The organism is Kitasatospora sp. UYEF31, assembly GCF_057291755.1.
In genome coordinates this window covers 1-20,127 of record NZ_JBXAWK010000063.1, presented here as the reverse complement: position 1 = coordinate 20,127, position 20,127 = coordinate 1, and the positions used below count along the sequence as shown (strand labels likewise).

20 protein-coding genes are annotated in these 20,127 nt (G+C 68.2%); 7 read left to right on the top strand and 13 right to left on the bottom strand.

The genetic code is table 11. The annotated features are described in order from the left end of the window. Positions 1-48 precede the first annotated feature (48 nt). The 3 genes from AC0Z36_RS24775 to AC0Z36_RS24765 are packed head-to-tail and all read right to left on the bottom strand — an operon-like array spanning position 49 to position 1,755. A complete protein-coding gene (locus AC0Z36_RS24775; RefSeq protein WP_485465251.1) occupies positions 49-435 on the bottom strand; it encodes a hypothetical protein in 387 nt (128 codons plus the stop codon). A 4-nt stretch (positions 436-439) separates the two neighbouring features. Further along, a complete protein-coding gene (locus tag AC0Z36_RS24770; protein ID WP_485465250.1) occupies positions 440-1,525 on the bottom strand; it encodes a cytochrome c oxidase assembly protein in 1,086 nt (361 codons plus the stop codon). Between the two features lie 26 nt (positions 1,526-1,551). After that, entirely contained in the window at positions 1,552-1,755 is a 204-nt protein-coding gene (locus tag AC0Z36_RS24765; RefSeq protein ID WP_485465264.1) for a hypothetical protein, read from the bottom strand. On the opposite strand from AC0Z36_RS24765, the gene ctaE reads away from it, so the two are divergent. From ctaE to qcrB, 4 genes are read left to right on the top strand one after another with little or no spacing between them, the layout of a single operon-like run. Beyond that, positions 1,664-2,227 (top strand): aa3-type cytochrome oxidase subunit III, encoded by a 564-nt coding sequence (ctaE, locus tag AC0Z36_RS24760; RefSeq protein WP_485465262.1) that lies wholly within the window; start codon positions 1,664-1,666, stop codon positions 2,225-2,227. The two genes, AC0Z36_RS24765 and ctaE, sit on opposite strands and share 92 nt — an antisense overlap. 40 nt (positions 2,228-2,267) lie before the next feature. Continuing rightward, a complete protein-coding gene (gene qcrC / locus AC0Z36_RS24755) occupies positions 2,268-3,068 on the top strand; it encodes a cytochrome bc1 complex diheme cytochrome c subunit (protein WP_485465249.1) in 801 nt (266 codons plus the stop codon). Continuing rightward, positions 3,065-4,159, top strand: coding sequence for a cytochrome bc1 complex Rieske iron-sulfur subunit (gene qcrA / locus AC0Z36_RS24750; RefSeq protein WP_485465248.1), 1,095 nt, complete (start codon positions 3,065-3,067; stop codon positions 4,157-4,159). Before qcrC ends, qcrA begins: the two co-directional genes overlap by 4 nt. Before the next feature lie 2 nt (positions 4,160-4,161). Further along, a complete protein-coding gene (qcrB, locus tag AC0Z36_RS24745) occupies positions 4,162-5,814 on the top strand; it encodes a cytochrome bc1 complex cytochrome b subunit (RefSeq protein WP_485465247.1) in 1,653 nt (550 codons plus the stop codon). A 121-nt stretch (positions 5,815-5,935) separates the two neighbouring features. Here qcrB and AC0Z36_RS24740 read toward each other — a convergent pair whose 3' ends face one another. The 8 genes from AC0Z36_RS24740 to ctaC form a co-directional block, all read right to left on the bottom strand. Then, complete coding sequence (locus AC0Z36_RS24740) at positions 5,936-6,562, bottom strand: hypothetical protein (RefSeq protein WP_485465246.1); 627 nt, start codon at positions 6,560-6,562, stop codon at positions 5,936-5,938. Beyond that, the gene (locus AC0Z36_RS24735) at positions 6,559-7,794 is read right to left on the bottom strand and encodes an L-histidine N(alpha)-methyltransferase (protein WP_485465245.1); all 1,236 of its coding nucleotides are present in this window, start codon (positions 7,792-7,794) and stop codon (positions 6,559-6,561) included. Before AC0Z36_RS24735 ends, AC0Z36_RS24740 begins: the two co-directional genes overlap by 4 nt. 148 nt (positions 7,795-7,942) lie before the next feature. Then, the gene (locus tag AC0Z36_RS24730) at positions 7,943-8,320 is read right to left on the bottom strand and encodes a hypothetical protein (protein WP_485465244.1); all 378 of its coding nucleotides are present in this window, start codon (positions 8,318-8,320) and stop codon (positions 7,943-7,945) included. Positions 8,321-8,605: 285 nt separating this feature from the next. Continuing rightward, the gene (locus AC0Z36_RS24725; RefSeq protein WP_485465243.1) at positions 8,606-9,922 is read right to left on the bottom strand and encodes a L,D-transpeptidase; all 1,317 of its coding nucleotides are present in this window, start codon (positions 9,920-9,922) and stop codon (positions 8,606-8,608) included. 220 nt (positions 9,923-10,142) lie between these two features. Then, a complete protein-coding gene (locus AC0Z36_RS24720) occupies positions 10,143-11,363 on the bottom strand; it encodes a L,D-transpeptidase (protein ID WP_485465242.1) in 1,221 nt (406 codons plus the stop codon). A gap of 450 nt (positions 11,364-11,813) precedes the next feature. Further along, positions 11,814-12,212, bottom strand: coding sequence for a cytochrome c oxidase subunit 4 (locus AC0Z36_RS24715; RefSeq protein WP_485465241.1), 399 nt, complete (start codon positions 12,210-12,212; stop codon positions 11,814-11,816). Then, complete coding sequence (gene ctaD / locus AC0Z36_RS24710; RefSeq protein WP_485465240.1) at positions 12,212-13,945, bottom strand: aa3-type cytochrome oxidase subunit I; 1,734 nt, start codon at positions 13,943-13,945, stop codon at positions 12,212-12,214. The genes AC0Z36_RS24715 and ctaD overlap by 1 nt, the downstream gene beginning before the upstream one ends. Beyond that, the gene (gene ctaC, locus AC0Z36_RS24705; RefSeq protein WP_485465239.1) at positions 13,942-14,814 is read right to left on the bottom strand and encodes an aa3-type cytochrome oxidase subunit II; all 873 of its coding nucleotides are present in this window, start codon (positions 14,812-14,814) and stop codon (positions 13,942-13,944) included. The genes ctaD and ctaC overlap by 4 nt, the downstream gene beginning before the upstream one ends. Before the next feature lie 261 nt (positions 14,815-15,075). On the opposite strand from ctaC, the gene AC0Z36_RS24700 reads away from it, so the two are divergent. Next, positions 15,076-16,455: an aminotransferase class V-fold PLP-dependent enzyme gene (locus tag AC0Z36_RS24700; RefSeq protein WP_485465238.1), complete on the top strand. Its 1,380-nt coding sequence runs from the start codon at positions 15,076-15,078 to the stop codon at positions 16,453-16,455. A 76-nt stretch (positions 16,456-16,531) separates the two neighbouring features. Here the strand turns inward: AC0Z36_RS24700 and AC0Z36_RS24695 are convergent, their stop codons facing one another. After that, entirely contained in the window at positions 16,532-17,506 is a 975-nt protein-coding gene (locus AC0Z36_RS24695) for a carbohydrate kinase family protein (protein ID WP_485465237.1), read from the bottom strand. 240 nt (positions 17,507-17,746) lie between these two features. Between AC0Z36_RS24695 and AC0Z36_RS24690 the strand changes: the two genes are divergently transcribed. After that, positions 17,747-17,959: a hypothetical protein gene (locus tag AC0Z36_RS24690; protein WP_485465236.1), complete on the top strand. Its 213-nt coding sequence runs from the start codon at positions 17,747-17,749 to the stop codon at positions 17,957-17,959. A gap of 141 nt (positions 17,960-18,100) precedes the next feature. Here the strand turns inward: AC0Z36_RS24690 and AC0Z36_RS24685 are convergent, their stop codons facing one another. After that, entirely contained in the window at positions 18,101-18,457 is a 357-nt protein-coding gene (locus tag AC0Z36_RS24685) for a HesB/IscA family protein (RefSeq protein ID WP_485465235.1), read from the bottom strand. Between the two features lie 253 nt (positions 18,458-18,710). Here AC0Z36_RS24685 and nadA point away from each other — a divergent pair, with 253 nt between their 5' ends. Next, entirely contained in the window at positions 18,711-19,895 is a 1,185-nt protein-coding gene (gene nadA, locus AC0Z36_RS24680; protein WP_485465234.1) for a quinolinate synthase NadA, read from the top strand. Positions 19,896-20,127: the final 232 nt, after the last annotated feature.

Genomic DNA, 20,127 nt, shown 5'->3' with positions numbered 1-20,127 from the left:
AGTCCAAGGGAGGGAGGAAAACGCCGACGCTTGGAGCCCGGCATCAGATCAGCGCAGGATTTCCCAGGCTTCCGCGTCGCCGCCCAGGCGCTGGGCCAGTCCGGCCATGCGGCTGCGCTCGCGGGACAGTTCGAGGCCGTCAGGCTTCTGCTGCCGGGAGACGCCGGTCAGGCCGCCGGGGAGGGCCCGGATCGTCCAGCCGTCCCCGGCGAGGATCCGGCCGGCCTCCGCGACCGCGTCGGCGTCCGGGAGCCGCAGGAGATAGCGGACGACGTACGGACCGGCTTCCGGGTCGTGTCCGGCCGCGGTCAGCCGGCCGACGACGGCGGAGTCGGCGACCGCGGGGTCCGCGCAGGACTCCAGGACGGTCAGCGTCCCGTCGTCCACGATCGGCGGCACCGCACGGCGGCGCGTGAACAGTCGGCCGAAGACCACCGCGTCACTTCTCCCCGGACGGCGCCGACGGCTCCGTCGTCACCCGTTCGGCCGAGTCGGTGTCACTCGTACGGCTGGAGTCATCCGTACGGCCCACTCCGTCCCCGCCGGATCCGGCGGCGGAAGCCGCTCCGTCCGCACCGGCCAGACGTGCCGCACGGGCCGTACGACCGGCCTCGATGAGCTCCAGGCGGTCCAGTCTGCGGTCCTCCCGCCTGGCCTCGCGCTCGGACTGTTTCACCCATTGGAAGAAGAGGGTCATGAACATGATCAAGCCGATGATGTCGCCGCTGGACCACAGGATTCCGCCGGCCGTCTCCTGGTCGGAGGCGATCGACGCGCCCCAGGTCCGGCCCAGGTCGTGGTACCAGTCTCCGGCGATCAGGTCCTTCGAACTCATGATCGCGATGCCCAGCCAGGCGTGGAACGGCAGCGTCACGAAGGCCGCGAGCATCCGCATCGGGAACGACACGCGCGGCATCGGATCGATTCCCAGGAGCGTCCAGAACCACAGGCAGCCGATCATCACGAAGTGCACGTGGTTCAGGTCGTGCAGGAACGAGTTGTTCAGCGTGGCTTCGTACCAGGGCGTGAAATACAACACGAACGGGTTGAGTACGAAGATGAATCCGGCGACCACCGGGAACGTGAAAACCTTCGCGATCCGGCTGTGGAGCACCGAGTTCAGGCGCTTGCTCCACTTCCGGGGGAGCGTGCGCAGGGCCAGCGTGATCGGCGCGCCCAGGGCCAGGAAGATCGGCGTGACCATGCTGAGCACCATGTGCTGGACCATATGGACGCTGAGCAGAACCGTGTCGTACGCGGCCAGCGCGGACTCGGTCGCGATCAGGAAAGTGCCCAGGCCCAGGCCCAGGAACGAGAACGTACGCCAGGGCGACCAGGGGTTGCCGCCGGCCTTCAGCTTGTGCACGCCGTAGAGGTAGAGGCCGCCGAACAGCAGCGCCACCAGGATCGGCAGGGGTTCGAACACCCAGCCGGTCAGGAGCCTTATCGGGGTCAGTTGGGGCGGGATGTTCCCTGGTGTCGCATGTGCCAGGTACAGATCCGGGCCACTCGCAGTGCCGGTCACGGAACCAAAGCCTAGACCTGACACGTTCACCCTAAGTTGCCCCCCGAAGTGTGGCCGGTTTCCGCGACCGCAATAATGGCGGCCGTGGCGACAGCAACTTCTGTAGAGGCAGGGCCGGCACCCGGAGCGCACAGCGCCGTGCAGCGGCCCGATTTGGTCAGCATTGGCACGATCGTCTGGTTGGCGTCGGAGCTGATGTTCTTCGCGGCATTGTTCGCGATGTATTTCACGATTCGCTCGGTGCAAGGAGCCGAGGTCTGGGCCCATGGGGCCGGTGAGTTGAACGTACCGTTCTCGGCGGTCAACACCACGATCCTGGTGCTTTCCTCACTGACCTGTCAGCTCGGCGTCTTCGCGGCCGAGCGCGGGGACGTCAAGAAGCTCCGCTCGTGGTTCGTGATCACGTTCATCATGGGCGCGGTCTTCGTCGGCGGTCAGGTCTACGAGTACACCGAACTCGTCAAGGAGGGGCTCACGCTCTCGTCCTCGGCGTACGGCACGGTGTTCTACCTGACCACAGGCTTCCACGGCATGCACGTGACGGGCGGTCTCATCGCCTTCCTGCTTGTTCTCGGCCGGACGTACGCCGCTCGGCGGTTCACGCACGAGCAGGCGACGAGCGCGATCGTCGTGTCGTACTACTGGCACTTCGTGGACGTGGTGTGGATCGGTCTCTTCGCGACGATCTACGTCATCCAGTAGCCGACCACCGACCCAACACGTAGACAGACCGGGGTTTTTCGTGAAAAAGCTCTCAGCACGACGGCGCCACCCCCTAGCCGCGCTCGTCGTCCTCCTCTTCGCGCTCGCGGTCACCGGGGGTCTTTACGCCGCGTTCTCGCCGGGCAAGGCCCAGGCCGAGAACGGCAACACCTCGATCGCGATCGAAGAGGGCAAGAAGCTGTACCTCAGCGGCTGCTCCAGCTGCCACGGCCTGAACGCCGACGGCGGCTCCGACGGCGTCTCCCTCCAGGGTGTGGGCGCCGCGGCCGTCGACTTCCAGGTCGCGACCGGCCGGATGCCCGCACAGCAGCCCGGCGCCCAGATGCCGCGCAAGCCCTCGGTGTACACCCAGGCGCAGATCGACCAGCTCGCGGCGTACATCGGTTCCTTCGGCGGCCCCGCCAAGCCGGAGGCGAAGCTCTACACCCCGGACGAGAAGCTGATCGCCCAGGGTGGCGAGCTGTTCCGTACGAACTGCTCGCAGTGCCACAACTTCTCCGGCGCGGGCGGTGCCCTGACCGAGGGCAAGTTCGCTCCGCCGCTGAAGGGCGTGGACCCCAAGCACATGTACGAGGCCATGCTCACCGGCCCGCAGAGCATGCCGTCCTTCCCGGACGCGTCGATGCCGGAGGAGCAGAAGAAGGCCATCGTCACGTACGTGGAACACACCACTAAGAACGACTCGAACCCCGGCGGTCTGGCCCTTGGCAATCTCGGGCCGGTCTCCGAGGGTCTGTTCGTGTGGATCTTCGCTCTCGGCGCCCTGATCCTGAGCGCCGTCTGGATCGCCGCCCGGACCTCCAAGGCCAGGACCAAGTGAGTAGCCAAGACATGTCAGAAGAAGTGCTTCCCCAGGTGCACGCACCTGGCGGCGGCGTAGCGACGACGGACGATCCGTTCGCCGATCCTGGCCTGCCCCCGCACGAGCCGCGACGCACGGACATCGACGAGAAGGCGGCCGACAAGGCCGAGCGCCAGGTGGCGTTCCTCTTCATCGTGTCGATGGTCGCGACGGTCGGCTTCATCGCCGCTTACGTCGGCATCGACAAAGACAAGATCATCAGTGTCTTCTACCTGGGCAATGTCAACGCGCAGAACCTCGCGCTCGGCATGACCCTGGGCGTGGCCCTGTTCTGCATCGGCGCCGGCGCCGTGCACTGGGCCCGCACGCTGATGTCGGACGTCGAGCTCGTCGACGAGCGGCACCCCGCGGCCTCCGACCCGGACGCCCGCGAGACGGCCATCCGCGGCTTCATCGAGGGCGCTGAGGACAGCGCCATCGGCCGTCGCCCGCTGATCCGCCGCACCCTCATCGGTGCGCTGGCCCTGGTGCCGCTGTCCGGTGTGGTGCTGCTGCGCGACCTGGGCCCGCTGCCCGGGACGAAGCTGCGGCACACCGCCTGGAAGCCCGGCATGAAGCTCATCAACGAGGCGACCGGCAGGCCGCTGCGCCCCGAGATGATCGTCAAGGGCGCGCTGACCATGGCGCGCCCGCCCGGCCTGGCGAAGAAGGGCGAGGACGGTGCCGAGCTCGAGCACGGTCTCGTCCACCCGGCCGAGGAGAACTTCCTGGAGGAGATGGGCAAGGCCGCCATCCTCCTCGTCCGTCTGGAGCCCCGGGACATCAAGTCCAAGCGTGAGTTCGAGTGGGGCCACGAGGGCATCGTGGCGTACTCGAAGATCTGCACCCACGTGGGCTGCCCGATCGGTCTGTACGAGCAGCAGACGCACCACCTGCTGTGCCCGTGTCACCAGTCCACCTTCGACCTGGCCGACAACGGCAAGGTCGTCTTCGGCCCGGCCGCGCGTTCGCTGCCGCAGCTGCGGATCCAGGTGGACGCCGACGGCGACCTGGCCGCGATGCACGACTTCGTCGAGCCGGTCGGCCCGAGCTTCTGGGAGCGTGGCTGACCATGAGCGCCCACACCAAGACCGCACACTCCACCAGCACGGAGCCGCGGCCGATCAAGAACGACCACCCGGGCGTCAAGACCGCGGACTACTTCGACGAGCGCCTGGGGATCTACGGCCTCGCCAAGAAGAACATCCGCAAGGTCTTCCCGGACCACTGGTCGTTCATGCTCGGTGAAGTCGCGATGTACAGCTTCGTCATCCTGCTGCTGACCGGCGTATGGCTGTCGCTGTTCTTCAAGCCCAGCATGATGGAAGTCGTCTACAACGGCTCCTACACACCGCTCCAGGGCATCCCGATGTCCGAGGCGTACAAGTCGTCGCTCGACATCAGCTTCGACATCCGCGGTGGTCTGCTCATGCGGCAGATCCACCACTGGTCGGCGCTGATCTTCGTCGCCGCCCTGTTCGTCCACATGTTCCGCATCTTCTTCACCGGTGCCTTCCGTAAGCCGCGCGAGATCAACTGGCTGTTCGGGTTCCTGCTCCTGGTGCTGGCGATGGTGAACGGCTTCACCGGCTACTCGCTCCCCGACGACCTGCTGTCGGGTACGGGTCTGCGCATCGCCAACGGCGTCATCCTGGCGGTGCCGCTGGTCGGCACCTACCTCCAGTTCTTCCTGTTCGGCAGTGAGTTCCCCGGCCACGACATCGTGCCGCGGCTGTTCACCGTCCACGTACTGCTGGTCCCGGCGATCATGGTCGGTCTGCTGACCGTCCACCTGGTCCTGGTCTTCTACCACAAGCACACCCAGTTCCCCGGTGCCGGACGCACCGAGAAGAACGTCGTGGGCGCACCGCTGATGCCGGTGTACGTGGCGAAGGCCGGCGGGTTCTTCTTCGTGGTCTTCGGCATCATCGCGGCGATCTCCGCACTGGTGCAGATCAACCCGATCTGGGCGTACGGTCCGTACCACCCGGGTCAGATCACCGCCGGTTCGCAGCCCGACTGGTACATCGGCTTCCTGGAAGGCTCCCTGCGGCTCATGCCGAACTGGGAGTGGAACATCTGGGGCCACACTCTCAGCTTCAACGTGCTGATCCCGTCGGCGATCCTGCCGGGTGTCCTGTTCATGGGCATCGCCGCGTACCCGTGGCTCGAAGCGTGGATCACCGGCGACAAGCGCGAGCACCACATCCTGGACCGCCCGCGCAACGTCCCGACCCGCACCGGTATCGGTGTGGCCTGGATCGTGGCGTACGGCGTGCTGTGGGTCTGCGGTGGAAACGACGTCATCGCGACGCACTTCCACCTGTCGATCAACACGATCACCTGGATCGGCCGGGTCATGTTCTTCGTCGGCCCGGTGCTGGCCTACATGGCCACCGTCCGGATCGCCAAGGGCCTCCAGCGGCGGGACCGCGACAAGGTCCTGCACGGCCGCGAGAGCGGTGTCATCAAGAAGCTTCCGCACGGCGAGTTCATCGAGATCCACGAACCGCTCGACCAGGAGCAGATGCACATCCTCACCTCGCACGAGCAGCACCAGCCGGTGGCGCTCGAGCCGGCCGTGGACGAGAACGGCGTGGCGAAGAAGACCAGCCTCGGCCAGAAGCTGCGGGCGAAGCTCGCGAAGGGCTACTTCGGCGACCAGATCGAGAAGCCGACCGCCGAGGAGTACAAGGAGATCACCGAGGGCCACGGTCACCACTGACCGCCTCACGGTCCCGGTGGCACCACTTGCTGACGCCACATCAGCACGGCAAGGCACGGCGCGATAGGTACAGAGCAGGGCCCCACCGGAGGAATCCGGTGGGGCCCTGCTCCTTTCCCGTTCATGTGCGCGCCGCGAGCTGCGCCTCCACCGTCTCCAGGAGTGTCAGCGCGTTGCGGGCGTACGCCGACCGGCCGATGAGGAGTTTCCGCTCCTCGTCGCTGACGCGGGTGTCACCTTCCCCGTTGTCCGGCTGCACGACGAACAGCTTGGTGTGCGCGAGGTCGAGGCGCTGGTTCAGCCCGCGGGCCTCGTCCCGCCACCGGTGGAGCACGAGCACCAGGTCCTGGTCGCGCACCTCGTCCAGGCTGCGCCCGACCAGCGCCGAATCCACCGCCGAGGTCAGCATCCGGGGCATGATCCGGATCCCGCCGCCGCGGACGCCGCCCGCCGCGCTGATCTCCTCCAGGGCCCCGCGGTTGGTCCGGATCTCCGCGAGGAGGGCCTGGAGTGCGCCGGAGCGGCGCGCCTGGACCGCGAGCCTGCGCTGGTCGGACTCGTGTCTGCGCTGCTCCGCGATGCCGAGCAGGGCCCCCAACAGGGCCAGCGCGTTGACCGCGGGTTCGATGCGGTGCGGCGCGTCCGCGCCGGCCGCGATCCACCAGACGCCCAGGACCACCGCTGCGGCCATGCTTCCGTACGCGACCGTCCACAGCAGCTGCCGCAGACCGATCCGGCGCCCCGTCATTCCCCGCCTCCGCCGGAGGTGTCCGGGAAGATGTTGCGCGTCCCCGTCCCGCCGTCGCGTTCCTGCGCCCCGCGCAGCAGCATCAACTGCATGCCGAACGGCGGCGGCGGCGACTGCGTGGCACTGAACTCGTACCGCGTCTGCGACTCCCGCCCGTCGCCGGACGGGATCGTCTCAAGCCCGGCGTCGAGCAGCAGCTGGGCCACACCTTCGTCGCAGTACTTCCGGGTGATGTGCAGCAGGATCCGCTCGCCGCTGCGGAACGTCACCTGGTCCCGGTCCGGCAGGGTCATGCACAGGTCCTCGGACCGGCCGTTGCGGTAGGACATGTCCACCCGGAGCGCCCGGCCCCCGTGCGCCAGGCCGAGGCCGGGTTCGACGCTGCCGTCGAAGTCGAGCCAGTCGCGGTGTATCGGCAGGTCCGTGTAGCTCAGCAGGGGGCTGAGCACGAACTCCCGGAACATCACGCTGTTCCAGTACTCGGCGGCGGCCTCGACCGCGTGCTCCTGGGCCAGGGCCGCGGTGGTGGACAGTTCGAGCAGGAGCAGGTCCTGCTCGCGGATCAGCAGCTTCCGGATGTCCGCCAGCACCCGGAGGTCGTCCGGGTGGTTCGCCAGTTCGTTGCTGAGCATGGAGTAGAGCACCGGCTGGGCGCCGAACAGCCCCTCCACGAACTGCCGGAGCGCCGCCAGGTTCCCGGGCACGGAGATGTCCATCTGCACCCCGGCCAGTTTGGCGGCGTTGACCGCCCGGGTGTTCACCGCCCGCCGTGCGTCCAGGCGCAGCAGCTCCGCGCTCGCGTCCACGCTGACGTACTCCATCCCCGCCTCGCCGCGGTCCCGTTCGACCGCGGACAGCAGGCTGCGGTCCTTCGTCCCGGTCCCGGTGCCGAGGCTGATGTAGACCCCGAACTGCGGGCCCACATGTCTTTTGACCTTCTGCCAGCTGCGCGCGAAGCCGGCGATGCTCTCCCGCATCACGAGGTAGAAGGGGTCGGCGCGGGCCCGTTCCCAGGCGACCGCCAGGCCGATCCCCCAGGTCTTCGCGCCCGCCGGCAGGCACTTGCCCGCACCGTCCCCCATGCGTCCGCGCAGGGCGCTGGTCACCTGGGCGAGGCGGTCCGACTGGTCCTCGCCCACGGCGGTGAGCGACCACCGCAGATCACTGTGGGCGATGTAGTGCGCCACCCGTTCGGGGAGGCAGGGCTCGAACGGTCCGGGTTCCACTGACATGGGCGTCCCCTTGGGTTGTCGCGGCCGACTTGTGGTATCTCCGGGGTTCCCGGAACGCACGGGACCGGAACGGCCGGGTCCCGGCTTCAGTGAGATCCGGGGGAAGTGCCTCACCCGGGTCAGGAGTTCAGCAGCGGTGCAGACCCGCTCAAGGGGTGGTCGCGCAACCCGTACCCGCTGCAGGGTCACGCCTGGCCAGGACCAGGTCCATTCCGAAGCGGGAGTTCCCGTGCCCGGCTGGGGTGAAGTCCGAGCCCGCGTCGGTGAGTTTGAGGAATTCGCAGTCGGTCAGGATGTCGGCGAACCCGTCCCGCAGGTACTTGCGGGTCGTGTAGAGCCGGATGGTGTCGTCCGGCTGGAAGGTCATCGTGCCGCGGTCAGGCAGCGTCACCCGCGCCGCGTCCGGCTGCTGGTTCTGGTAGATCAACCGCACCCGCAGCGCCCGTTCGCCCTCGACCGAGCCGGAGAACGGGATCTGGTCGGGCCGGATCCGGATGTCGGTGCGGTGGTGGAGCGTACTGGTCACGAACGCCCGGAGGGGCTCGCGTCGATGGTCTTGCTGATCCGCTCGATCAGATGCCCGGCCGCCGGTTAGCGCATCGCGCCCCCACGAGTGCGAACGTCGGATTCGTCGCGACGACCTTAGTCCCGGCGAAGCAATGATCGCCAGGATGGAGAGCTCAGATGTGGATGCGCGATCCATCGCATCAGAGATCTCCAAGCCGTCAGGCCTAGTGATTCCCAACCCGGGAACACTGAACCCTGACGAAACAGCCACCCCCCAGGTGGGTTTCAGGAAGTCCAGTGGTCGCTAGGCAGGTTTGCCGACCTTCATCACCCCGCCCAGGCTCCCCGCCGCCCACTCCGCCCACGGGACGTTCCACTCGCCGAAGCCGTTGCCGGTCACTTCCATGGACTTGCGGGCACCGGTGTTCACGACCTTCACCACGTCGCCGACGTCGGCCAGGCCGTAGAACCAGCGGGCGTTCGCGGTGCTCATGCCGACGCAGCCGTGGCTGACGTTCGCCTGGCCCTGGGAGCCGACGGACCAGGGCGCGGCGTGCAGGTACTCGCCACTCCAGGTGGCCCGGACGGCCCAGTCCACGTCCAGGTCGTACGATTCGGAACTGCCTTCGGGGATGCCGATCGTCGCGCCGGCCATCCGGACGTGACGCTCCTTGCCGAGCACCACCTTGGTGCCGGACCTGGTCGTGAAGCCGGGCTTGCCGGTGGTCACCGGGACGGTCCGCAGCACTTCGCCGTTGCGCTCGACGGTCATCTCGTGCGCCCCCGCGTCAACGGTCGCGACGAGGGCCGCGCCGGTGCTGAACGCGTGTGTGCCGCCCGCCGCGCCGTAGACCCCGTCGCCCATGGGCAGGCCGACCAGGTCGGTGGCCACGGTGATCCTGGAGTCCGCGGCCCAGAAGTCGGCGGGACGGAACAGCGCGGTCTTGCCGTCGGTCCAGTGCCAGGCGCCCTGGGTGGGCTTGGTCGAGGTGACGGTGAGCCTGCGTTCGACGGCTGTACGGATGGACTTGTCGTCAGGGACCGCCGCGTCGAAGGTGACGGTCAGCGGCATGCCGACGCCCACGGTGGCGCCGTCCGCCGGGACCACCGCCTTGACCGCGGTCACCTTCTTCGGGGTGAGCGTGGTGAAGACGGTCCTGTGGGTCACGGGCCGCCCCTGCGGGTCCACGGCGGCGGCGGTGAGGGTGTAGGCCGTGCCGTAGCGCAGCGGCGTGCGGCTGATCCATGAGCCGCCGCCGGGGCTCTGCCGCCCGTCCAGCGGCTTGCCGTCGGGACCGGCCAGGGTGACCGCGGTCAGCCGTCCGGCCCCCGCGCCGACGCTGACCGGCTCGTCGGGGGCGACGGCCGCGCTGCCGTCCGCCGGAGTGGAGAGGAACGCGACGGTGCCCGTGGTCCGTCCGGCGGAGTCCCCGGACTCCCAGAACGGTGTGCAGCCCGCCGCGGCGGCCAGGAGGGCGGCCACGGCGGCACCGGCGGCACGGCGGATCCCCCGCCGCCGGCGCTCCTGGGAACGGGCCGCGGAGAGCGCCGTGGAACGTGCTGTGGGGCAGGCCCCGGGAGTCGTGGAGACCCCGTCGCCCTGCTGGTGCTCCACTGTCACGCCCGACCTCCCGCCCGACAGCCCCCACTGCGGGTGGCTGCGTGCCCGGGCACCCGACCGGCCCGACGCTCAACGAGGTCGAGTATCGCCCGCTTCGATCATTTTTTTGCGTGTATACACGCATTTTGTCGACGATTGCACACTTCAGGGTGACGGGAACGCGCCGGAGGCCGGCCCCGACAGGGCCGGCCTCCGGTTCAATACCGCTCAAGCGACCGCGTCAGGAGGTCGCAGCCGCCTTCGGCGTGCCGTCCGCGTTCAGCGCGGACCCCTTGACCCATTCGTCCCAGGTCAGGTTCCAGGCCCCGAAGCCGTTGCCGGTCTTGAGCCTCTTCTCCGTACCGTTGACGACCTCGACCGGGTCACCGGCCATCGCCTGCTTGTAGAAGACGCCGGCGTTGGACGTGCTCATGCCGATGCAGCCGTGGCTGTCGTTGAGCACGCCGAACTTGCCCTCGTTCCACGGTGCGGCGTGCGCGTAGGTGCCCGAGTTGCTCAGGTGCACCGCGTACCGCACGTTCTTCATGTTGTAGGCGTCGCCGAGACCGACAGTCTCGGAGTTCATGTCGATGCCGTCCTGCTTGTCCAGGACCACCATCGTGCCGGTCCAGGTCGCGAACGACGGCCCGCCGGCGGACACCGGCAGTTTGTGGACCTGCTGGCCGTCCTGGGTGATCGTCAACTGTTTGGTCATCAGGTCGACCACCGACACCGAGGACCGGCCGATCGTAAAGTCGATCTTCTTGTCCTGTTTGCCGTACAGCCCCGGGCCGGCCTTGGCCCCGTTGAGGTGCGCCTCGAAGGTCACCTTCGTGCCGGTCTTCCAGTACTCCTTGGGACGGAAGTCCGCGCGTTCACTGCCGTCGTTGTCGGTGACCCAGCTCCACGAGCCCTCGACCGCCGGCTCGGCGGTCACCTTGAGGTTCTTCTGGACGGCGGCCTTGTCCTTGACCGGCTTGGTGAACTTCACCGAGACGACCGTGCCGACACCCACGGTGTCGCCCTGCTCGAACGGGGTGAAGTCGGCGGAGAAGGTCTTGTCCGCCTCGACCGTGGTGAAGGTGGACTGGCCCGTCGTCTCGGCCCCGTCGGCGTTCGCCGCCTTCGCGTTGACCGTGTAGGTCACGCCGTTGAGCAGCGGGACCTTCGGTATCCACTTGGCGCCGTCGGAGCTGACCTCTCCCGCGATAGCACCGCCCTTGGCGTCGGTGACCGTCACCTGGGTGACCTTGCCGCCGGTCGCGGTGACCGCGAGCGCGCCCTCGGTCTCCACTTTCTTCGCCCCGGCCGCCGGGGTTACGGCGACCTGCGCCGGCGCCGCGGCCGACTTGCCGCCCGGCTTGGGCGTGCCGGGCCCGCCGTTGGCCGCCGCCGGGCCGACCTTGTCCCCGTCGCCGCCTGACGAGCAGGCGGCGATCAGCATGAGCGGCGCTACGACCAACCCCGCCACGGCACGCCGGACGCCCCTGTTCCTGCGCGTTACTCCGTCGTACCGGCTCACGCGGGTCCCCTCCCCTGTTTCCACCGCACGTTTCCCGTGCTGTTCTCCCACAGCGTCCGCCGGGCGGGCACACCCCCGCTCCACCGGATCTTTACTACCCACTCCGACGCACCGTCGCGACATGGGGTTTCACGTACCTGATGACCTGTCACGAAACCGTGACAGTCGGCAGCCCGCGGCCCCTCCTCCCGAGGGGGTCGCGCCGGTCCTCCGCAATCCGGGACTCCGGCCTTATCCCGGGACTATCCGGACACGGGCCCGAAGACGGCGCAAGGCCGGCCACCACGGGGGTGACCGGCCTGCGTCGACTTCTCTAGCACTGTGCCGCTCAGGTCCGGAAGACTACCGGACCCTTGTATCAGGTTCATCAGGAGATCTGTGAACAGACCGTCAGTAGCGACGGTCCTTCCACATGTAGAACTCGAAGACCCAGCCGAACACACCGATGATGACCAGCGGTACGGCGAACAGGGCCAGCCACCAGCCGAAGATGACACCCAGGAACAGCAGGGCGCAACCGGAGGCGAGCAGCAGCGGCTGCCAGCTGTGCGGGGCGTAGAAGCCGAGCTCGCCGGCGTCGTCCGCCGGCTCCGCCACCTCGTTGTCCTGCGGCAGGATGTCCATCCGGCGGGCGGTGAACCAGAGGTAGTAGCCGATCATGACGGCCAGACCGAAGGTCAGCGCCAGGGCCGTCGTGCCGGTCGGGTCCTTGGACCAGAGCCAGTAGACGACCGTCGTCGGCAGCAGGAAGACCGCGACGATCGAGAGGATCGCACCTGTCGACTTCATCAGGCGTCGCCCTCCTTTGCGCCCTTGGCACCGGCGTCAACGCCGACCAGGGAGGCCTTCTCGTCCGTCAGGTAGTCCAGCGCGGCGATCTCCGGGTGGTGGAGGTCGAAGGCCGGGGATTCGGAGCGAATCCGCGGGATGCTGGTGAAGTTGTGCCGCGGCGGCGGGCAGGACGTCGCCCACTCGAGCGAGCGGCCGTAGCCCCACGGGTCGTCCACGGTGATCTTCTTGCCGTACTTGTGCGTCTTCCAGACGTTGTACAGGAACGGCAGCATCGAGGCGCCCAGGAGGAACGAGCCGATGGTGGAGATCGTGTTCAGCGTGGTGAAGCCGTCGCTGTCGAGGTAGTCCGCGTAACGCCGCGGCATGCCCTCGGCACCGAGCCAGTGCTGCACCAGGAACGTGGTGTGGAAGCCGATGAAGAGCGTCCAGAAGGTGATCTTGCCCAGGCGTTCGTCCAGCATCTTGCCGGTGAACTTCGGCCACCAGAAGTGGAAGCCGGCGAACATCGCGAACACCACGGTGCCGAACACCACGTAGTGGAAGTGCGCCACCACGAAGTACGAGTCGGAGACGTGGAAGTCCAGCGGCGGCGAAGCCAGGATCACACCGGTCAGACCGCCGAAGGCGAACGTGACCAGGAAGCCGACCGTCCACAGCATCGGTGTCTCGAAGCTCAGCGAGCCCCGCCACATCGTGCCGATCCAGTTGAAGAACTTCACGCCGGTGGGGATGGCGATGAGGAACGTCATGAAGGAGAAGAACGGCAGGAGCACCGCGCCGGTGGCGAACATGTGGTGCGCCCACACCGTCACCGACAGGCCGGCGATGGCGATGGTCGCGCCGATGAGGCCCTTGTAGCCGAACATCGGCTTGCGGGCGAACACCGGGATGATCTCCGAGACGATGCCGAAGAACGGCAGCGCGATGATGTACACCTCGGGGTGCCCGAAGAACCAGAAGAGGTGCTGCCACAGGATCGGCCCGCCGTTGGCGGGGTCGAACACGTGGGCGCCGAACTTGCGGTCCGCCTCGAGCGCGAACAGCGCCGCGGCGAGGATCGGGAACGCCATCAGGACCAGGATCGAGGTCAGCAGCACGTTCCAGCAGAAGATCGGCATGCGGAACATCGTGAGACCCGGTGCGCGCATGCTGATGATCGTGGTGACGAAGTTGACCGAGCCGAGAATCGTGCCGAAGCCGGACATCGCCAGACCCATGATCCACATGTCGCCGCCGATGCCGGGCGAACGGATCGCGTCGGACAGCGGTGCGTAGGCGGTCCAGCCGAAGTCGGCGGCACCCTGCGGGGTGAGGAAGCCGGCCACGGCGATCAGGCTGCCGAAGAGGTAGAGCCAGTACGCGAACATGTTCAGCCGCGGGAACGCCACGTCGGGCGCGCCGATCTGCAGCGGCATGATCCAGTTCGTGAAGCCCGCGAACAGCGGCGTCGCGAACATCAGCAGCATCACGGTGCCGTGCATCGTGAACGCCTGGTTGAACTGCTCGTTCGAGAGGAACTGCGAGCCCGGACGGGCCAGCTCCGCACGCATGAGCAGCGCCATCACACCACCGATGCAGAAGAACGCAAAGGAGGTGATGAGGTACATGCTGCCGATGGTCTTGTGGTCAGTGGTCGTCATCCACTTGACCACGACGCTGCCCGGCTGCTTGCGGTATCCCGACGGAGCTTCCGCCGCGGCCACCGACTGCGGCTCGTTGAGGATCGTCACTTGGCTTCACTTCCCGCCGTGTGCTCGTCCGCCGGCATGTTGATGCTGTGGCGGACGTGCCCGGTCTGTCCCTTGGCCTTGAGGTCGGCGAGGTACTTGCGGTACTCGTCCGGCTCCACGACCTTGACCGTGAAGAGCATGCGCGAGTGGTCGGCGCCGCAGAGCTCGGCGCACTTGCCGTCGTACACGCCGACCTTGGTCGGGGTGATCTCGAACTTGTTCACCCGGCCGGGGACGACGTCGAGCTTGTAAAGGAACGACGGGACCCAGAAGGAGTGGATGACGTCCGGGGACGTCAGCTCGAACTGGACCGTCTCACCCTTGGGCAGCACGAGCTGCGGGGGGTTGCGGGGCGTGCCCATGACGTAGACGTCATCGGACTGGTCGCCCTGGCCGTCGACCTGGAAGTTGTAGTTGAAGCCCCAGCTCCACTGCACCCCGACCACGTTGACGCGGTTCTGGGGATTCTCGGAGAGCTTCTGGAGCTCGGTCTCGTCACGCGCGGTGAAGTAGAAGAAGACCGCGATGATGATGCCGGGGAGGATCGTGTAGAGGACCTCCAGCGGCATGTTGTAACGCGTCTGCGGCGGGATCTCCTGCTTGGTGCGCGACCTCCGGTGGAAGAACACACTCCAGAGGATGAGAGCCCACACCACAACGCCAACGATCAGCGCGGCGATCCAAGCGCCCTGCCACAGGGAGAGGACGCGCGGGCCCTGCTCCGTGACGGGGTTCGGCAGCCCAAGCCTGGGCAGGTCCTCAGACGTGCAGCCAGTGGCGGTCGCGATGACGAGGCCCAGAGCCAGCAGCTGCGGCACCTTTCGCCGCATCGAGCGCCGCGGCGAGCGGTCGGAGCCGTAGGGACTCACGTAGCGCCTTCCCGATCTCTCGCCCATACGGAGCGTGGAGCGGCCAGGGGAACCTTCACCCCGGGTCTCCCCGTTGTACGGGCAGGTATGGATGTTTCTGCGGGCCAAACCCTACTCCAGCACAATTGGCGTCGCGCGCCGAGGTCCCCCGTGGCGCAGCGGTCGGGCGCTCTTCATCATCCGAACGGGTTACCAGGCTGGTCTGTCCGCATATCGACCGCGTGTCCGCGCGCGACCCGCCGGTTGTCATACGGTCCTTCCATGGCGTACTTCGACGCGGCGTCAACTGAGCCGCTGCACCCCGTTGCCCGCACCGCCCTGCTGAACGGTCTTGCGGAGGGCTGGGCCGACCCCGCCCGGCAGTACCACGACGGACGCCGCTCCCGGCTGCTCCTGGACGCCGCGCGCGAGACGGTCGCGTCGGTCCTCGGAGTGCGCGCGGACGAGGTCTCCTTCACCACGTCCGGCACCCAGGCCGTGCAGCTCGGTGTGCTGGGCGCGCTGGCCGGACGGCGGCGGACCGGTGCGCACGCGGTGGTCGGCGCGGTCGAGCACTCCTCCGTACTCCATTCGATGGACGGCCGTGACTTCACCGCCGTTCCGGTGGACCGGGCGGGGCGGGTGGACGTCGGCGCGTTCGCCGCCGCGCTGCGGGACGACACCGCGCTCGCGTGTCTGCAGAGCGCCAACCACGAAGTCGGTACGGTCCAGCCGCTCGCCGAGGTCGCTGCCGCGTGCCGGGACCGCGGGGTCCCGCTGCTGGTCGACGCGGCGCAGTCGGTGGGCCGGCTGCCGGTGCCGGACGGCTGGTCGGTGCTGACGGCGAGCGCGCACAAGTGGGGCGGCCCGGCCGGGGTGGGCCTCCTGGTGGTGCGGAAGGGGACGCGCTACGCGTCACCACTCCCGTACGACGAACGCGAGGCCCGGCGGGTGCCGGGCTTCGTGAACGTGCCCGCGGTCGTGGCGGCGGCGATGTCACTGGGCGCGGTGGCGACCGGGGGCGCGGCGGAGGACCTGCGGCTCTCCGGTCTGGTGGAGCGGATCCGTACGCGGGTCCCGCAGTTGGTCCCGGACGTGGAAGTGGTCGGGGACCCGGTGCGCCGGCTTCCCCACCTGGTGACGTTCTCGTGCCTGTACGTGGAGGGTGAGGCGCTGCTCACGGCCCTGGACCGGGCCGGGTTCGCGGTGTCTTCCGGTTCGTCGTGCACGTCCTCGACGCTGACGCCGTCCCATGTCCTGACGGCTATGGGGGTGTTGTCCCAGGGGAACGTGCGGATCTCACTCCCCCGCGGGACCAGGGAGGAGGACGTGGACCGGTTCCTGGAGGTGCTGCCGCACGTCGTCGCCGGACTGCGCGAAGTGACCGGGGCGGCTGCGGTTTCCGCGACCGCGGCGGCCACTTCTGATGTTTCACCCGTACGGGTCACTGAATCGTTGATCATCGACACGTTGGGCCGTCGCTGCCCGGTGCCGGTCATCGAGCTGGCGAAACACATCGGCGATGTGGAGCCGGGAGGGCTCGTCACGGTGCTGTCCGACGACGAGGCGGCCCGGCTCGACATCCCGGCGTGGTGCGAGATGACCGGACATGCCTATGAGGGGGAGCCGGAGCCGGGGAGTCATCTCGTACGCAGAAAGTAACGCTCCTGGGGTTTCCAGGCCGCGGTGACCACCTTCGGCCGGCCGGCAAACCCCAGGACCGTCACAGTCGGGCCGGTCAGCGCAGGTGGGCGGCCACCTCGGCGGCCGGGGCCTCGCCGAACGCCTTCTCGAAGCGCTGTAGGAACGACTCGCGGCGCAAGTGGTACTCCTGCGTGCCGACCGTCTCGATCACCAGCGTGGCCAGCATGCAGCCCAGCTGCGCGGACCGCTCCAGCGACAGGCCCCACGACAGGCCCGAGAGGTAACCCGCGCGGAAGGCGTCACCGACGCCGGTGGGGTCGACCTTGCGCTCCTCCTGCGGGGCCTCCACCCGGATGGTCGGCTCGCCCTTGCGGTCGATCCGTACGCCCTTCGCGCCCAGAGTGGTGACCCGGACGCCGACGCGGTCCAGGATCTCCTCCTCGGACCAGCCGGTCTTCTGCTCGATGAGGCTCTTCTCGTACTCGTTCGTGAACAGGTAGGCGGCACCGTCCACGAGCAGCCTGATGTCCTCGGAGCACATGCGGGCCAGTTGCTGGGAGGGGTCGGCGGCGAACGCGATGCCCCGCTCGCGGCACTCCTCGCTGTGCCTGACCATCGCCTCGGGGTCGTCGGCGGCGATGACGACCAGGTCGAGGCCGCCGACGCGGTCGGCGATCGGCTGGAGCTCGATCTCCCGGGCCTCGCTCATCGCGCCCGTGTAGAAGGACGCGATCTGGTTGTGGTCGTCGTCGGTCGTGCAGACGAAGCGCGCGGTGTGCTTGGTCTGCGAGATGTGCACGGACGACGTGTCGACGTGGTGCCGGTCCAGCCAGGACCGGTAGTCGGTGAAGTCCGCGCCGGCCGCGCCGACCAGGACCGGCTTGAGGCCCAGGACACCCATGCCGAAGCAGATGTTCGGGGCGACTCCGCCGCGGCGGATCTCCAGGTTGTCGACGAGGAAGGACAGCGACACCGTGTGCAACTGGTCGGCGACCAGCGAATCGGCGAAGCGGCCGGGGTAGGTCATCAGGTGATCGGTGGCGATCGAGCCGGTCACAGCGATACGCACAGGGATTGCTCCTGGTCTTGGTACGGCGGGCGGCACGTGCGGGTACTTAAGGCGTCGATCACCGTACCGGCACCGTGCGCCGCGCCGGGCGACAAGACTGTCCCTGGAGGGTGAATCAGCCGGACCCGCCGGTATACCGGCAGGTAGTGATCAAGATCCAGAAAGCTACCTGTGAGTAGACAGTGCGGTCACGTACTGTGCCGCTTAGGGTTCGGGGAGACAGAAGGAGGCTCCACACCCATGCCTGGCCGAACCCCCGCACCCATGCCCTCACAGGCCGAAGCCGAGACCCTGGAGGAGCTGCGCCGCGACTGCCGCCGCATCGACTCCTCATGGACGACCGCGCACGCCGCGCCCCGCCCGGCACAGGCCTGCGCCTCCGCCGCCCCCGCCGTCACCGTCCCCGAGCACGGCGCGGACCTGGTCGCCGGGATGTCCGAGTACGGCGACTAGACGGCCATTGAAGATCCAGGCCGGATCAGCGAGCGGCGTCCGGCCTGGATGTCCGGCGGCCTTCCAGGGCACCGAGCGCAAGCGGACGGCGGGCCCCTCCTGGAAAGGAGGGGCCCGCCGTCCGCTTGTGCCGCCGGGACTCTAGCTGAACGAGTCGCCACAGGCGCAGGAGCCGCCCGCGTTCGGGTTGTCGATCGTGAAGCCCTGCTTCTCGATGGTGTCGACGAAGTCGATGGTGGCGCCCATGAGGTACGGGGAGCTCATGCGGTCGGTGACGACCTTCACACCGTCGAAGTCGGCGACGACGTCACCGTCGAGCGAACGCTCGTCGAAGAAGAGCTGGTAGCGCATGCCGGAGCAGCCGCCGGGCTGGACGGCCACCCGGAGCGCGAGGTCGTCACGCCCCTCCTGCTCGAGCAGGGTCCGGACCTTGACGGCGGCTTCGCCGCTGAGCAGGACGCCGCTGGCGGTGGTCTTCTCAACCGAGGTGTCAGTCATCTGCAAGCTCCCACTTGGTGGATCGACAATGCCGTCTGGCTGGTGCAACCTTCGGCATCCCGGGTCTTGTTCCCGGCTCACCCGTGAGTTTCCGGGCCTTGTATTAATCGTCGCACACCCGCGGAGTCCGCCGGAGGCCGTCCCGCGGCCCCCAAAGGTGCGGGCGCCGCGAGTCCGGACACCCCGAAGTCGTCGGACTGACGCGAACACAGTAGTATAGATAACGTCAATTAGACGAAAAGGGGGCCGCGCCGTGACCGCGACCAACGATCTCGACCTTCCGCCAGGCGTGGAAGCCACTCCGCTCGCCCTTCTGCTGCTCGGCCGGGACTCCGACCCGTACAGCGAACGGGGGGTGAACTGCCCCGGCGACCTGCCCGCGGCGTCCGACCCGGACCTCGTCGGCCGGGCCCGCGCGGCCAAGGCGAAACTCGGCGACAAGGTGTTCGTACTGGGCCACCACTACCAGCGCGACGAGGTCATCGAGTTCGCCGATGTGACCGGCGACTCGTTCAAGCTCGCGCAGGAGGCCGCCGCGCGGCCCGACGCGCCGTACATCGTCTTCTGCGGTGTGCACTTCATGGCCGAGAGCGCCGACATCCTGACCGGCGACGACCAGCAGGTGGTCCTGCCGGACCTGGCCGCCGGATGTTCGATGGCCGACATGGCGACGTTCGACCAGGTCGAGGAGTGCTGGGACGTCCTGGCCGACGCGGGCGTCGCCGACGTGACCGTGCCGGTCGCGTACATGAACTCCTCGGCGGACATCAAATCCTTCACCGGACGGCACGGCGGGACGATCTGCACCTCGTCCAACGCCAAACGGGCCATGGACTGGGCGTTCGAACAGGGCCAGAAGGTGCTGTTCCTGCCCGACCAGCACTTGGGCCGCAACACCGCCGTACGGGAGATGGGCCTCAGCCTCGACGACTGCCTCATCTACAGCCCGCACAAGCCCGGCGGCGGCGTCACCCCCGAGCAGTTGCGCGCCGCGAAGGTGATCCTGTGGCGCGGGCACTGCTCGGTGCACGGCCGGTTCAGCCTGCAGACGGTCAACGACGTGCGCGGGCGGGTGCCCGGGGTGAACGTGCTCGTCCACCCCGAGTGCAAGCACGAGGTGGTCACGGCGGCCGACTACGTCGGCTCGACGGAGTACATCATCCGTACGGTCGAAGCGGCCCCCGCCGGGACGGCCTGGGCGATCGGCACCGAACTGAACCTGGTCAAGCGGCTGGCGAAGGCACACCCGGACAAACAGATCACCTTCCTCGACAAGACGGTCTGCTACTGCTCGACGATGAACCGGATCGACCTGCCGCACCTGGTGTGGACGCTGGAGTCCCTCGCGGAGGGCAAGGTCGTCAACCGGATCAAGGTCGACGAGGAGACCGCGAAGTACGCCAGGCAGGCACTGGAGCAGATGCTCGCGCTGCCCTGACTGCCGGGCTCCAAGCGCGGACTGTGCTGCTGCCGGGCTCCAAGCGCGGGCGTCATCCTCCCATCTCCGTCGCTTCGCTCCGGAGCTGGTCGGCGCCCGCGCGTCGCCCGGAAAAGCCGCGTCCTGCGGACGCGCTCGGGACGCTGCGCGCCCTCGCCTCGCGTGGTGGTGCGGCTGGGACGCTGCGCGCCCTCGCCTCGCGTGGTGGTGCGGCTGGGACGCTGCGCGCCCT

Bases quoted from the DNA above. Each gene is read 5' to 3' on its own strand.
- AC0Z36_RS24715 (WP_485465241.1), bottom strand. From the start codon at position 12,212: ATGAAGTCGACAGGTGCGATCCTCTCGATCGTCGCGGTCTTCCTGCTG.
- AC0Z36_RS24740 (WP_485465246.1), bottom strand. From the start codon at position 6,562: ATGACGGGGCGCCGGATCGGTCTGCGGCAGCTGCTGTGGACGGTCGCG.
- AC0Z36_RS24685 (WP_485465235.1), bottom strand. From the start codon at position 18,457: ATGACTGACACCTCGGTTGAGAAGACCACCGCCAGCGGCGTCCTGCTC.
- AC0Z36_RS24735 (WP_485465245.1), bottom strand. From the start codon at position 7,794: ATGTCAGTGGAACCCGGACCGTTCGAGCCCTGCCTCCCCGAACGGGTG.
- AC0Z36_RS24690 (WP_485465236.1), top strand. From the start codon at position 17,747: ATGCCTGGCCGAACCCCCGCACCCATGCCCTCACAGGCCGAAGCCGAG.
- qcrB (WP_485465247.1), top strand. From the start codon at position 4,162: ATGAGCGCCCACACCAAGACCGCACACTCCACCAGCACGGAGCCGCGG.
- AC0Z36_RS24700 (WP_485465238.1), top strand. From the start codon at position 15,076: ATGGCGTACTTCGACGCGGCGTCAACTGAGCCGCTGCACCCCGTTGCC.